The sequence below is a fragment of the Hyphomonas sp. CACIAM 19H1 genome (assembly GCF_003325995.1).
In the GTDB taxonomy this organism is placed as follows: Bacteria; Pseudomonadota; Alphaproteobacteria; order Caulobacterales; family Hyphomonadaceae; genus Hyphomonas; species Hyphomonas polymorpha.
Genome location: NZ_CP016437.1, coordinates 3033769 through 3045864, shown reverse-complemented (window position 1 = coordinate 3045864; position 12096 = coordinate 3033769). Strand labels below are relative to the sequence as shown.

Genomic DNA, 12096 nt, shown 5'->3' with positions numbered 1-12096 from the left:
GTCAGGCGCGGCTTATTCGGCCGCCACCTTGCTGGCGTCCGGCGCAGCCCATTTCAGCACCGGCTTGCGGGCCGCACGCGTCTCGTCGAGGCGTTTGGCGGGGGCAAGGTAAGGCGCGCCTTTCAGCGTGTCGTCACCCTGCGCGGCGCGGCGGGCGATGGATTCCAGCGCGTCGCAGAACCGGTCGAGCTCAGCCTTGGACTCTGTCTCCGTCGGCTCGATCAGCATGGCGCCGTGGACGACCAGCGGGAAATACATCGTCATCGGATGATACCCCTCATCAATCAGCGCCTTGGCGATGTCGATGGTCTCGATCCCGTCTGCCGTGAAGGCATCCGAGAAGAGCGCCTCGTGCATGCAATAGCCGTCGAAGGCCGGGCTCATCACATGTTTCAGGCGCGCCTGGATGTAGTTGGCGTTGAGCACAGCATCTTCCGCCGCCTGTTTCAGCCCATCTGCGCCATGGCTCAGCATATAGGCGAGCGCCCGCACGAACATGCCCATCTGGCCATGGAAAGCCACCATGCGCCCAAAGCTTTCGGAGGCTTCGCCCTCGGTCTGCTCGACGAGGCGGTAGATGCCGTCCTCATCCTTCGTCACGAAGGGCACGGGCGCGTAGGGGGCCAGCGCCTCGGACAGCACAGTCGGGCCAGAGCCCGGCCCGCCGCCGCCATGGGGCGTGGAGAAGGTCTTGTGCAGGTTGATGTGCATCGCATCGACGCCAAGGTCGCCGGGGCGCACACGCCCAACGATGGCGTTGAAGTTTGCCCCGTCGCAATAGAAATAGCCGCCGGCCTTGTGGATCAGATCGGCAATCTCGCGAATGTCGGTTTCAAACAGGCCGCAAGTGTTCGGGTTGGTCAGCATGATGCCGGCGACATCATCGGACTTTTCCAGCTTCGACTTGAGGTCTGCCATATCGACCCGGCCACGCTTGTTGGCCTTGATCTCGTCCACGATGAAACCGCATTGGGCCGCCGTCGCCGGGTTTGTTCCGTGGGCGGACTCAGGTACCAGCATGCGCTTGCGCACCTCGCCTTCGCCGCGCGCGATCAGCGCCTGGCGGATGGCCAGCAGGCCGCACAGCTCGCCATGCGCGCCGGCTTTCGGGCTCATGGCCACGGCGGGCATGTTGGTCAGCGTCTTCAGCCAGGTGGAAAGCTCGTCGATCAGTTCCAGCGCGCCCTGAACGGTCGCCTGTGGCTGCAGCGGGTGAATGTCGCCAAAGCCGGGCAGGCGGGCCATCTTCTCGTTAAGGCGCGGATTGTGCTTCATCGTGCAGCTGCCCAGCGGGAAGAGGCCAAGATCGATGGCATAATTCTTCTGGGAGAGGCGCATGTAGTGGCGCACGGCCTGGGGCTCGGAAAGGCCCGGCAGGCCGGTATCCACCTTGCGGGCAACCCCGCCGAGACGGGATTTCAGGCCCTTGGGCTTGGGCAGGTCCACGCCGGTGGTTTCGGGCGTGCCGATCTCGAAGAGAAGATCCTCACGCTGAAGAAGCCCGCGCGAACCCGAAACGGTCTCGATGGCGGTGGCGGAGACAGAAGTGGGCGCCGTGGGGCGGCCCGTGGAGTTCATAGACATCAGATGATCTCCTTCAGAGCGTCGGCATAGGCGGCGATATCGTCCGCTGTCGTGCATTCAGTGGCGGCGACGAGGATAACGTCACCCAGATGGTCGCCGGGGAAGAGGCGGGAGGCGCGCACGCCGCCCACGATGCCGGCTTCGTCCAGCATGGCGAGCACGGCTTCAGCGTCCATCGGTGTACGGATGGCAAACTCGTTGAAGAAGCGCGGGGTGAGGACTTCCACGCCTTTCACAGAAGTCAGTGCATCGGCCAGCTCAATGGCGGCTTCATGGTTTAGCTCTGCCAGTTGCTTCAGGCCCTTGCCGCCCAGCAGCGTCATGTGCGACGTGAAGGCAAGCGCGCAGAGGCCGGAATTGGTGCAGATGTTAGAAGTCGCCTTGTCGCGGCGGATATGCTGCTCGCGGGTGGAGAGGGTCAGCACGAAGCCGCGATTTCCGTCCGCATCCACCGTTTCGCCGCAGAGGCGGCCCGGCATCTGGCGCACCAGCTTGTCGCGCACCGAGAAGAGGCCGACATAGGGCCCGCCAAAGTTCAGGCCATTGCCGATCGACTGGCCTTCGCCAGCCGCAATGTCGGCCCCCATTTCGCCGGGCGGCGTGACAAGGCCAAGACTGACCGCTTCGGTGAACACCGAGACGAGCAGGGCGCCCTTGCCATGGGCGGCGTCCGCCACGGCAGACAGATCCGTCACCGTGCCGAACACGTTCGGGCTCTGGCCGATGACGCAGGCGGTTTCTCCGTCCACGGCCTTTGCCAGCTCGCCTTCGCCATCAATGGCGACAGGCAGCTGCACCACGTCCAGCCCCTGCGCTTCGCAGAGCAGGCGCGTGGCGGCGGCATAATGCGGGTGCAGGCCGCCCGACAGGATCACCTTCTTGCGGCGGGTGACGCGCGCGGCCATCACGGCGGCCTCGGCGCAGGCGGTCGAGCCATCATACATCGAGGCGTTGGCCACATCCATGGCGGTCAGCGCGGCTACCTGCGTCTGGAATTCAAACAGGGTCTGCAGCGTACCCTGCGCGATTTCCGGCTGATAGGGCGTGTAGGTCGTCAGGAATTCCGAGCGCTGGATGATCATGTCCACGCTGGCGGGCACATGATGCTTGTAGGCGCCCGCGCCGACAAAGAATGGGCCGGAGGACGCCGACCGGTTCTTCGCGGCGAGCTTGGTCAGGTGCCGCTCGACCGCGAGTTCGCCCTGATGGTCAGGCAGGCCGGCAACCTTGCCCTTCAGGCGGGCGGCTTCGGGAACATCCGTGTAAAAATCATCGACGGACTTTGCGCCGATGGTGGCCAGCATGCTGGCGCGATCCTCGGGCGTGAGCGGCAGGTAGCGCATGTATCAGAGACCTTCGCAATAGGCGGTGTAGGCAGCTTCATCCATCAGGCCGTCAAGCTCGCCGGCGTCGGCAATCTTGATGCGGACGAACCAGGCGTCGCCCTCGGCGGCTTCGTTGACCTTTTCCGGCGCGTCGGCAAGCCCGGTATTGGCCTCGACCACCGAGCCGGAAATCGGGGCGTAAACGTCAGACGCGGCCTTGACGCTCTCGACCACGGCAAAGCCGTCGCCCTTGGCAATCTTGGCGCCGCTCTCGGGAAGCTCGACATAGACAACATCGCCCAGCTGGCCGGCGGCATAGGCGGTGATGCCCACGGTGCCGGTGTCGCCCTCGACGCGGATCCATTCATGGTCCTTGGTGTAATAGGTGGTCATGTGCGTGCCCCTTCTGGTCTAGCGTTTGTAATTTTGCGGAACGAATGGAAGGGCGGCCACTTCAGCGGGGCGTGCCTTTCCGCGAACGATGAGATCGATCTTTGTGCCGGGCGCGGCATGCGCGGCGGCGATATAGCCCATGGCGACGGGGCCATCGACGCTGGGGCCGAAGCCGCCGGAGGTGATGGTGCCAACGGCCTCGCCACCCACCTGGATTTCGGTGCCTTCCCGCGCGGGCGCGCGTTCCAGCGGGCGGATGCCGACGCGCTTGCGGGCGGGGCCTTCCTTCAGCTCACGGAGAATGCGCGCGGCGCCGGGGAAATCCCCCGCCTCGCGGCGGCGCTTCTGGATCACCCAGGCAAGGTCTGCCTCGATGGGGGAAATGTCCGGGGATAGGTCGTGGCCATAGAGGCAGAGCCCGGATTCCAGGCGCAGTGAGTCGCGCGCGCCCAGGCCGATAGGTTTTACCCGCTCGTCCGTATACATCTCTTCAATCAGCGGCAGGCCGGCCTCTGCCGGGATCAGAACTTCAAAGCCGTCCTCACCGGTATAGCCGCAGCGCGAGACGATGCAGCGCTGGCCGTTCATTTCAAACGGCATGTGGTGCATGAATTTCAGCTCTTCGCAGCCGGGGAAGAAATCGGCCATCACATCCACCGCCTTCGGGCCCTGCAGCGCGAAGAGGATGCGGTCGTCAGCGCGCGTCAGCACGGCCTTGCCGGCCAGCGCCTTCTCGAAGATGCCCCAGTCCTGCTCCTTCATCGCGCCATTGACGACGATGTAAAGCGTGCCTTGGGCCTCGTCGCCGATCGGGCGGGTGATGATCAGGTCGTCCAGGATGCCGCCGTCTTCATTCAGCAGAACCGTCAGGCGTGCCTGGCCGGGTTTGAGGCTCGCTATGTCGGACGGCACCAGTGTTTCGATCAGCGCGGCAATCTCGGCATGGGCCGCGTCGCCCCCGCCAATGCCCGCTTCCAGCGTCAGGAAGCAGGGGCCCATATGGGACACATCGAACAGGCCCGCCTGACTGCGGGTCCACAGGTGTTCGGCCATCACCCCTTCAAACTGGACGGGCATTTCATAGCCGGCAAACGGCACCAGCTTGCCGCCCATCTTGACGTGGGAAGCGTAAAGCGGCGTGCGCTTCAGGTTTTCTGTTGAGGCCTCGGCCATGGCGCCCTTCCATAGAGTGACGGACACAGCGCGGCAGCGCTGCTTGGGTCCGTCGCCCCCGCTGTCCGGGCGCCTGAGAGATTCCGCGTTCCTGACCTGCTCTTCCTGAGCGAAGTCGAAGGCCAGCTTGCTCCTTCGGCGAGGCGTGTTGCAGCCTCTTTCCAGCGTGTTGACCCTCTTCCGGCCCTTTTGCCTGAGCGTTTCCGGGGCGGTTGCGCCTTCGGCGGCGGCTACCGAATGCCGCTCTCTCCCGGAAGAGGATGATGTGAGGGTCAGCTAGCCCGGATTCTCGGGCGCGGCAAGGGCTGGGCGTGTCAGCCGGCCTCGCCTGCGCGCTTTGCATAGGAAGTGAGCGTTGCCATCGCCGCCCGCCACGGGAACGGGCCATAGCTGATGCGGCGCACGCCCGCCTCGGCCAGCGCCCGGAAGGAAACTGCCTCCGGCCCGGCCATCACATTCACCGGCAGGGGAGAGCCCGCGCACACCTGGCGGATGAGCGACATGTCCCGCAGGCCCGGCACGAAGAAGCTGCTGGCGCCCGCCTCCGCATAGGCCTTCCCACGCGCGATCACGCTGGCGATCAACGCGTCATGCGCTTCGGGTTTGGCGTTGAGGCAGATATCGGTGCGCGCATTGATCCAGAAGCCGGGCAGCTTTGCCTCTGCCGCCTGGCGCGCGGCGCGGAGGCGGGCGGCGGCCTCCTCCAGCGGGCGCACGCCTTCGCCATCCCCGGCCGGGTAGCCATCCTCCAGATTGATGCCCACCGCGCCGGCATCGATGACGCGGCCAATATTCTCGCTGAGCCCTGCCTCGCCCGCCGCATAGCCAGCTTCAAAGTCCAGCGAGACGGGCAGGTCCACCGCGCCGGTAATCCGCGCGGCGTTCTCCAGCACGGCGTCCAGCGGCACCGTCTCCCCATCGCCAAAGCCGAGCGCCCCGCCCACCGAGGCACTGCCCGTAGCCAGCGCGGCGGCGCCGGCGGCGGCCACCGTGCGGGCAGAACCGGCATCCCAGATGTTCACCAGCACCAGCGGCGCGTCCCCGCTATGCAGCTGGCGGAACAGAGCAAGCTTTTCAGTCTGTGTGGGCATGGGGCGGCTCCTTCTATGGCGCGTGGCAAAGCAACGGCTTGCCAGCGCCTGCGTTCCGCAGCGACCCGTTTCTTGCGGGTTTGAGTGTCAGCAGAAGGCGGCGACCCGGCAATTGAGATTTGCTCAGGCCGCGCGGTGCATCAGGCGCAGCTCGAGGCGTTTGAGTTCACGCAATGTGGCGAGGTGGTTCATCCGCAGCCAGAACCAGGTCTTGATCATGCCGGTCGCCACCATGGCGAAGACAAAGCCCGCCAGCCACAGGCCAACCTGCTGAACGCTGGCTGCCCGGCTGATTTCCACCGCGCACCAGATCATGCCCAGGAAGAATACAAAGCCCAGCATGAAGGCAAAGCCGGTCCAGAATTTCATCGGGCCGGTAAAGGTTGCGCCCAACTGGCCGAACAGGCTTTCGCCTTCCTCCAGGTTTTTCAGGAACGCCTCGTCCTCGGCGCTGAGGCTTTCTTTCAGGCGTGTTTCAAAGCTCGTCATGTCAGGTCTCCTTCAAGAAGCACTTTCAGGTGTTGGCGCGCATGAAAGATGCGCGATTTGGCCGTGCCGACCGGAACGCCGGTGGCGGCGGCTGTTTCGGCAAGGGTGAGACCCTCGCTGAAATAGAGAATGGCGGCGATGCGATGCTCGGGGCTGAGCTGGCCCAGCGCCTCCAGGATCGCATGGCGCAGCGGCGCGGCCGCAGCGATGGCAGGCTCGGCAGCCTCCGCCTCCAGGGCCGGGGCGAAATACTGCCGCTCGCCGCTTCGCCGCCGGATACGGTCCGCGCATTTGCGGGTGAGAATGCTGTATGCCCAGCCCGGAAACATTGCCGGATCAGACAGGCGCAGCCAGCCCCGGCAGATACCGCCCCACGCTTCCTGCGCCGCCTCGCGCGCTTCTTCCCTGTCGCCCAGCATCCGCCTAGCCGCGCGCAGCAGCCGGGGATGCCAGCGCGCCGCCAAGCGTTCGCCCGCCCGCACATCGCCCGCGCGAACCAGCGTAACGAGCAATTCGTCATAGATCCGGTCTGTGTCGCTCAGTGCCATGCCGCGCCCTTGTCTTTCATGGGGATAGTCGCGCGGGGCAGCCGAAAGGTTCAATCCACCGGAGGGCTGCTGTCTTCAGGCACGGGCCCATCGGTTCGCCGCAGCAGGGCCACCACGGGCTGGTGATCAGTAAACCGGAAACCAAGGTCGATGCCGCGCACCTCATCCACCCCCACATTGGGAGAGGCGACAAAGCCGTCGATGATCGTCGTATAGTTCACGCCTGCCGTGTAAGGCTGCTCATTGGTGCGCGTGGTGGGCACGGCCGGGTCGATCAGGATCTGCCAGCCCCGGCGCAGGGTTTCCTGCGGAAAATCATGCACCCAGAAGAGGGCTTCCTCCGCGCTCTGATAGGCAAAGTCTGTCTGCGCCAGGCGCATGTTCCAGTCCCCGCCAATCACCACCGCCGCGCCCCGCTGGTAATAGGATTGCGCCAGATCCAGCACCTCGCGCAGCTGCCGCATCCGTGTATTGGCGCCCTCATCAAAGGCGGACAGATGCACATTGATGATCACCCAGGGCTGCCCGCTGACCTCCAGTTCGGTGACCTGCAGATGATAGCGCCGCTGGATGAAGCCCATGATCGGTTCAGGCTCCTCGGAAAGGCGCACCAGCTCTGTCTCCTCCGCCGCCACCTTCAGGAATGTGCCAAGGCCATGGCGCATCGAAAGCGGGCCGGGGAAAAGCCGTGTACGGATGTCTGAGGAAAACACCATGCCATAGCCGGGCAGGGCCGCCTTCACGCCCCCCAGCACATCGACAGTGTGATTAAGAAAGCCCGGCGCGGCGAGTTCCTGCATCAGGAGGATGTCCGGCGCCTCTTCCTGCAGCACGGTCTGAATGCCGGCCAGGTTTTTCTCCACCGCCTTGCGGCCCGGCGGGCGCAGCATCTCTCCGCCATCCATCTGGAAATCGGATTCTTCGCCAAGCCCCGAATAGCCGATGTTCCAGATCATCAGCTTCAGTGGCGCCTGCGCGGCGGGCAGGGCAGAGGGCGCTGCCTCGCGCCGCTCCGGAATGCCCTCATCGGTCAGCGTCACGAAGATCGCTGCGCCCGCATAGAGCGCCGCCAGCATCACCAGCAGGGAGACGTAGACGAGTATCCTGCGCAGCCACATGTGCCCACCCGGTCAGCCATCATCCACCCGCGCCTATCTAGAACGGGGCAGGGCGCCTGTGTCCAGCCGCGCAGCTGACGCAGCGTTCACTTTATGCGCCGCCGGCCATTCTGCCGCCGCCAAACCAGCTGCGGATCAGTTCCCAGGTGCTGCGCGAGCCGGCCATCACGCGCTCTGTGGCGCGGGAAGCGTGGGTGGTGAGGCCGCCAACCCGTTTCAGAAGATCGGTAATCACCGAGCCCGATTCGGCCTTCACCTCCTGCAGCGCCCCTTCGGAAATCGCCGCCGCCTGCACCGCCGTCCAGCCCTTGAAACTGCGGCAGCGGCGCTTGGCGAGATAGCCGAGCTTCAGCGTCATCATCGCATTGATGCCGCCATCCATCACCGGCCCGGCGATCAGCCCGCCCATCCGGCCGAGCAGGCTGCCGACAACCTCGCCGGTAAGGTCGGTCACATCCTCCAGCGCGCGGGCGGCCACCACGATGGCGGCCACATCGCGCAGGATGCGCAGGCTGCCCATCAGGTGCGGCCGGCCGAAATAGATGCGCGAAACGCGCGCCACCAGATTGGCATTGCGCCACAGCACGATGAAGGCATCGACCGTGCCATTCATGGAAATGGCGGTGGCCACGCCAACGCCAACCGCTTCGGCATGGATGATCTGGTTCACGCGGCGGTCGAGCGGGACGAGCAGCGCCTCGATATGCGCCCGCTCAAATGTCTGGAGTTCCAGAGACAGGGCGAGAGCCTCTTCCGGCTTGGCGCGGCCAGCGCGCGCGGCGAGGGCTTTCCCCTTGGCGATGGCGTCTTCGATGGCGGCGCGCTCGGCCTGCACTTCGGGATTGGCCGCCAGCATTTTCAGATAGCGGACGTCATAGCCGAGGCGCGCCGCAATCGCCTTCGGGTCCGGCGCCTTGGGATCAATCAAAATGTCCGGCGGCCGGGCCGCCACCGGCATGGAAAGAAACGCCGCAACGGGCCGCGCCACCAGCCAGGCCAGCGCCGCGGTCAGCGCCACAATGTAAACAAACCCCGCCACCGGATGGAGATCATCAAACAGTCTGTAGAAGAGGTACGCCTGCCCAATCACCATCAGAAACGCGATCACCACGGCCACGGACGCAGCCACCTTCAAAACCCGCCACCCCTGCGCCCATTGCGCGGCAAGCTCCCATTGCTGCGGCGGCTTCTCGGCAGGAACCGGAACCGGAACGGGCGCGTTGGCCATGAGCAGTGTCCTCCAGAATGAGGCTCCATTAAGGCCCGCAACCCGTAGGTCGGATAGAGGCCAAAGGCCGAAATCCGACACTCCGCCCTCTCCCGCATTCCAATTGCAGTGCCCTCAATCCCCGTTAAGATTGCGGCCCATGCCCGCCTATCGCCGCCTTTACATTCCCGGGGGAACCTACTTCTTCACGGTCAATCTCGCAGACCGCTCGCGCCGGCTGCTCACCGATCACGTCACGGCGCTGCGGCAATCCTGGCGCGAGGTGGAGCAGGACCATGCCTTTTCGACGCTGGCGGCCGTCGTGCTTCCCGACCATCTGCATGTAATCTGGACGCTGCCGCCCGGCGACGCGGATTTTTCAACGCGCCTAAGACTTTTGAAATCGGGTTTCACCCGCCGCCTGCGCGCGTCCGGCGTCATCGAGGGGCATGAAAAAATCTGGCAAAACCGCTTCTGGGAACGCGCCATCCGAGACGACCGCGACCTGGAGAACCATATCAACTATGTTCACTTCAACCCGGTCAAACACGGCCATGTCGCGGAAATTCCGGATTGGCCGTATTCGACATGGAGGCGGTATCATGCGCCGGACTTCTAAATGCGGCGCCCGTGTTTGTCGGATTTCGCTTCGCTCTATCCGACCTACGAGGCGCAACGCAACACCACCCGTAGGTCGGATAGAGCGAAGCGAAATCCGACGCCCTACATCCGCGCCGGCACATCAATGCCTAGCAACCCCAGCCCCGTCTCCAGCTGGTGCCTTACAGCGTCCGCCAGCGCCAGCCGGCTGGCGCGTTTCTCGCCATCGGATTCCGCCGCAATCGGCAGCGCCGCATAGAAGCTGCTGAAGGCCTGGGCGAGGCCGTAGAGGTGTTCGCAGAGAATATGCGGCATGCGCTTTTCGCGCGCGCCCAGAAGCGCCGCGCCGAAGCCGTCGAGCTGGAGCACGAGGGCGCGTTCGGTGTCTTCGGACACCACCACCTTGCCTGCCGAATGGCCGTTCTCGGCGGCCTTGCGCAGCACGGATTTCACGCGCACGGCGGCATACATCAGGTAAGGCCCGGTCTTGCCCTCGAAGCTCGTGAAGCGGTCAAGGTCGAACACATAATTCGTCGTCCGCGTGTTCATCAGGTCCGAGAAGCGCAGGGCGGCGACGGCCACCTTCTTCGCCACGTCGAAGCGTTCTTCGGCGCCCATATCGGCGGGCAGGTTGGCGGCAGAGAGTTTCTTCTCCGCTTCCTCCATCGCCATCGCCTGCAGGTCAGCCAGGCGCAGCACGCCGCCTTCGCGCGTCTTGAAGGGCTTGCCGTCCGTGCCGTTCACCGTGCCGAAGCCGATATGCTCCAGCCTGTCCTCGGCGATGAGGCCCAGCTTGTCTGCCGCGCGGAACACCTGCTCGAAGTGCAGCGCCTGGCGCTGGTCCACCACATAGAGCATCCGCTCCGGAAGCGGCCTCAGATTGTCCATCCGGTCAAGGATCGTGGCAAGGTCGGTCGTGTGATAGCCCGTGCCGCCCCGGCTGTTGACCAGCATGACGGGCGGCATCTCTTTCTTGTCGCTCTCGCGCGCCACCGGCACGATCCATGCCCCGTCGCTCAGCTCGGCAAGGCCGGCTTCCTTGAAGCGCTCGACCAGGCCGGGGATGAGGCCGTCCACATCGCTCTCGCCCTTCCAGAGGTCGAACGAGACATTGAGGAAGCCATAGTCTTTCTTCAGCGCTTCCACCGACACATCGATGAAATGGCGCAGCAGCGCGCGGTATCCCGCCCGGCCTGCCTGCATCTCGGCGACGGCGCGCTGTGAGCGCTCATTGCGCGCCTCATCCGCCTTCGCCTTGTTGCTCGCCTGCGGATAAAGCCGGCCCAGATCGTCAATCGTCACCGGCGGCTCAGCCGGGTAGGGGCCGGTATAGCTCGCATCGAAATAGATGAGATCGGGCTGTTCGTCCTGCAGCTCGGTTACAAGGTGGCCCATCTGCAGGCCCCAATCGCCAAGGTGCACGTCAGAGGTCACCTCGTCGCCCAGGAAGCGCAAGAGGCGCTGCAGCGTATCGCCGATTACGGCAGAGCGCAGATGGCCCACATGCATCGGCTTGGCCACATTCGCCCCGCCAAAGTCGATCACGGTCACTTGGGCGTCAGCGGCTTTCTCCGCCCCCGCCATCGCGTCCCCGCGCACGCCTTCCGCCCGGGAAGACAGCGCCGCGTCCGATACCCGCAGATTGATAAAGCCCGGCCCGGCCACTTCGGCAGACAGCACGCTGGGGTGTTCTTTCAGCTTCGCGGCAATCTCCCCGGCAATCTCGCGCGGGTTTTTGCCAGCCGCCTTGGCCGCCGCCATGGCGCCGTTGCACTGGAAGTCTGCCAGCTCCGGCTTGTCGCTGCGGCGCACCTCGCCGAAACGCGCCTCCAGCCCCATGGCGTCGAAGGCGGCGCCAGCGGCTGCCGATAATTCCTTTGCGAGGCTGGCCATGGCTTACTCCGCCAGCTTCGCGCCCGCATCGAGGCGGAAACGCTTGCCGGCGCGGTTGAATTCCAGCTGCTCGGGCGTCAGGTCAAAGCCCACCACCACCTCGAAGTTCACCCCCGAGATCGAGCCATCGGCGCGCGGGATGGAGATGCGGTTCACCAGTTCAGACTTGCCCGTCAGCGTCTTGCCGCGGAACTCGGCCTCACTGGCGAAGGTTTCCTTGGCCAGAACCTTGCCATTGCGGCGCGTCACGGCCACGAAATACGGGTAGATATGGCTGTCGGCGCCTGCCTTCGGGCCCTTGCCATAGGCAAAGTCGATCTCGATCTCGGCGGCCAGCGGAATGTCGTCGGTATAGCGGCAATAGATGCGCACATCGGTGATCTCGCCGGTATAGGCGATATCGGAGTAAAGCTCGCCCGACCCATCGGCGAATTTCACATACCGGGCCGCGTCATAGACAGAGCCGACCACCGGGCAGGGGCCGGCGTTCGGCGTATTGTCGAGGCTCTGCGCCAGGCGGCTGCTGCGGCAGCCGGTCACCGCCGTGGCGGCCAGGAACGTAGCGGCGAGGATCAGGGCAGTTCTGCGCATGCGTCGGCGTGTCCATCTTGGCCTTATGCAAAGGCCTGTCCATGTGATAACCCGCCCCGTGTTAAAGGCCTTGCGGCGCCCACG

12 protein-coding genes and 1 riboswitch are annotated in these 12096 nt (G+C 64.9%); of the genes, 1 reads left to right on the top strand and 11 read right to left on the bottom strand.

The window, feature by feature from the left end; all coding sequences use genetic code 11:
* Positions 1 to 12 precede the first annotated feature (12 nt).
* The 9 genes from gcvPB to BBF93_RS14110 form a co-directional block, all read right to left on the bottom strand.
* The gene (gcvPB, locus tag BBF93_RS14150) at positions 13 to 1584 is read right to left on the bottom strand and encodes an aminomethyl-transferring glycine dehydrogenase subunit GcvPB (RefSeq protein ID WP_199288414.1); all 1572 of its coding nucleotides are present in this window, start codon (positions 1582 to 1584) and stop codon (positions 13 to 15) included.
* A complete protein-coding gene (gene gcvPA / locus BBF93_RS14145) occupies positions 1584 to 2927 on the bottom strand; it encodes an aminomethyl-transferring glycine dehydrogenase subunit GcvPA (RefSeq protein ID WP_114106351.1) in 1344 nt (447 codons plus the stop codon). Before gcvPA ends, gcvPB begins: the two co-directional genes overlap by 1 nt.
* A gap of 3 nt (positions 2928 to 2930) precedes the next feature.
* Positions 2931 to 3302, bottom strand: a complete 372-nt coding sequence (gene gcvH, locus BBF93_RS14140; RefSeq protein ID WP_035598119.1) for a glycine cleavage system protein GcvH — start codon at positions 3300 to 3302, stop codon at positions 2931 to 2933.
* A gap of 18 nt (positions 3303 to 3320) precedes the next feature.
* Positions 3321 to 4475, bottom strand: a complete 1155-nt coding sequence (gene gcvT / locus BBF93_RS14135) for a glycine cleavage system aminomethyltransferase GcvT (RefSeq protein WP_114106350.1) — start codon at positions 4473 to 4475, stop codon at positions 3321 to 3323.
* Between the two features lie 171 nt (positions 4476 to 4646).
* Positions 4647 to 4738, bottom strand: a riboswitch (glycine riboswitch).
* A 51-nt stretch (positions 4739 to 4789) separates the two neighbouring features.
* A complete protein-coding gene (locus BBF93_RS14130) occupies positions 4790 to 5566 on the bottom strand; it encodes an isocitrate lyase/phosphoenolpyruvate mutase family protein (RefSeq protein ID WP_114106349.1) in 777 nt (258 codons plus the stop codon).
* 123 nt (positions 5567 to 5689) lie between these two features.
* The gene (locus BBF93_RS14125; protein ID WP_035598112.1) at positions 5690 to 6055 is read right to left on the bottom strand and encodes a DUF6768 family protein; all 366 of its coding nucleotides are present in this window, start codon (positions 6053 to 6055) and stop codon (positions 5690 to 5692) included.
* Positions 6052 to 6603, bottom strand: coding sequence for an RNA polymerase sigma factor (locus BBF93_RS14120; protein WP_035598110.1), 552 nt, complete (start codon positions 6601 to 6603; stop codon positions 6052 to 6054). Before BBF93_RS14120 ends, BBF93_RS14125 begins: the two co-directional genes overlap by 4 nt.
* 50 nt (positions 6604 to 6653) lie before the next feature.
* Positions 6654 to 7721: an endonuclease/exonuclease/phosphatase family protein gene (locus BBF93_RS14115; RefSeq protein WP_114106347.1), complete on the bottom strand. Its 1068-nt coding sequence runs from the start codon at positions 7719 to 7721 to the stop codon at positions 6654 to 6656.
* Between the two features lie 91 nt (positions 7722 to 7812).
* Entirely contained in the window at positions 7813 to 8949 is a 1137-nt protein-coding gene (locus BBF93_RS14110) for a YcjF family protein (RefSeq protein WP_114106346.1), read from the bottom strand.
* A 139-nt stretch (positions 8950 to 9088) separates the two neighbouring features.
* Here BBF93_RS14110 and BBF93_RS14105 point away from each other — a divergent pair, with 139 nt between their 5' ends.
* Positions 9089 to 9547, top strand: a complete 459-nt coding sequence (locus BBF93_RS14105) for a transposase (protein ID WP_162786577.1) — start codon at positions 9089 to 9091, stop codon at positions 9545 to 9547.
* A 104-nt stretch (positions 9548 to 9651) separates the two neighbouring features.
* Here the strand turns inward: BBF93_RS14105 and argS are convergent, their stop codons facing one another.
* Both argS and BBF93_RS14095 read right to left on the bottom strand, forming a co-directional pair.
* On the bottom strand, positions 9652 to 11421 hold the full coding sequence (gene argS, locus BBF93_RS14100) for an arginine--tRNA ligase (RefSeq protein WP_114106344.1): 1770 nt from the start codon (positions 11419 to 11421) through the stop codon (positions 9652 to 9654).
* A gap of 3 nt (positions 11422 to 11424) precedes the next feature.
* Complete coding sequence (locus BBF93_RS14095) at positions 11425 to 12012, bottom strand: hypothetical protein (protein WP_233349140.1); 588 nt, start codon at positions 12010 to 12012, stop codon at positions 11425 to 11427.
* Positions 12013 to 12096 lie beyond the last annotated feature (84 nt).

Bases quoted from the DNA above. Each gene is read 5' to 3' on its own strand.
- gcvPB (WP_199288414.1), bottom strand. From the start codon at position 1,584: ATGTCTATGAACTCCACGGGCCGCCCCACGGCGCCCACTTCTGTCTCC.
- gcvPA (WP_114106351.1), bottom strand. From the start codon at position 2,927: ATGCGCTACCTGCCGCTCACGCCCGAGGATCGCGCCAGCATGCTGGCC.
- gcvH (WP_035598119.1), bottom strand. From the start codon at position 3,302: ATGACCACCTATTACACCAAGGACCATGAATGGATCCGCGTCGAGGGC.
- gcvT (WP_114106350.1), bottom strand. From the start codon at position 4,475: ATGGCCGAGGCCTCAACAGAAAACCTGAAGCGCACGCCGCTTTACGCT.
- BBF93_RS14130 (WP_114106349.1), bottom strand. From the start codon at position 5,566: ATGCCCACACAGACTGAAAAGCTTGCTCTGTTCCGCCAGCTGCATAGC.
- BBF93_RS14125 (WP_035598112.1), bottom strand. From the start codon at position 6,055: ATGACGAGCTTTGAAACACGCCTGAAAGAAAGCCTCAGCGCCGAGGAC.
- BBF93_RS14120 (WP_035598110.1), bottom strand. From the start codon at position 6,603: ATGGCACTGAGCGACACAGACCGGATCTATGACGAATTGCTCGTTACG.
- BBF93_RS14115 (WP_114106347.1), bottom strand. From the start codon at position 7,721: ATGTGGCTGCGCAGGATACTCGTCTACGTCTCCCTGCTGGTGATGCTG.
- BBF93_RS14110 (WP_114106346.1), bottom strand. From the start codon at position 8,949: ATGGCCAACGCGCCCGTTCCGGTTCCGGTTCCTGCCGAGAAGCCGCCG.
- BBF93_RS14105 (WP_162786577.1), top strand. From the start codon at position 9,089: ATGCCCGCCTATCGCCGCCTTTACATTCCCGGGGGAACCTACTTCTTC.
- argS (WP_114106344.1), bottom strand. From the start codon at position 11,421: ATGGCCAGCCTCGCAAAGGAATTATCGGCAGCCGCTGGCGCCGCCTTC.
- BBF93_RS14095 (WP_233349140.1), bottom strand. From the start codon at position 12,012: ATGCGCAGAACTGCCCTGATCCTCGCCGCTACGTTCCTGGCCGCCACG.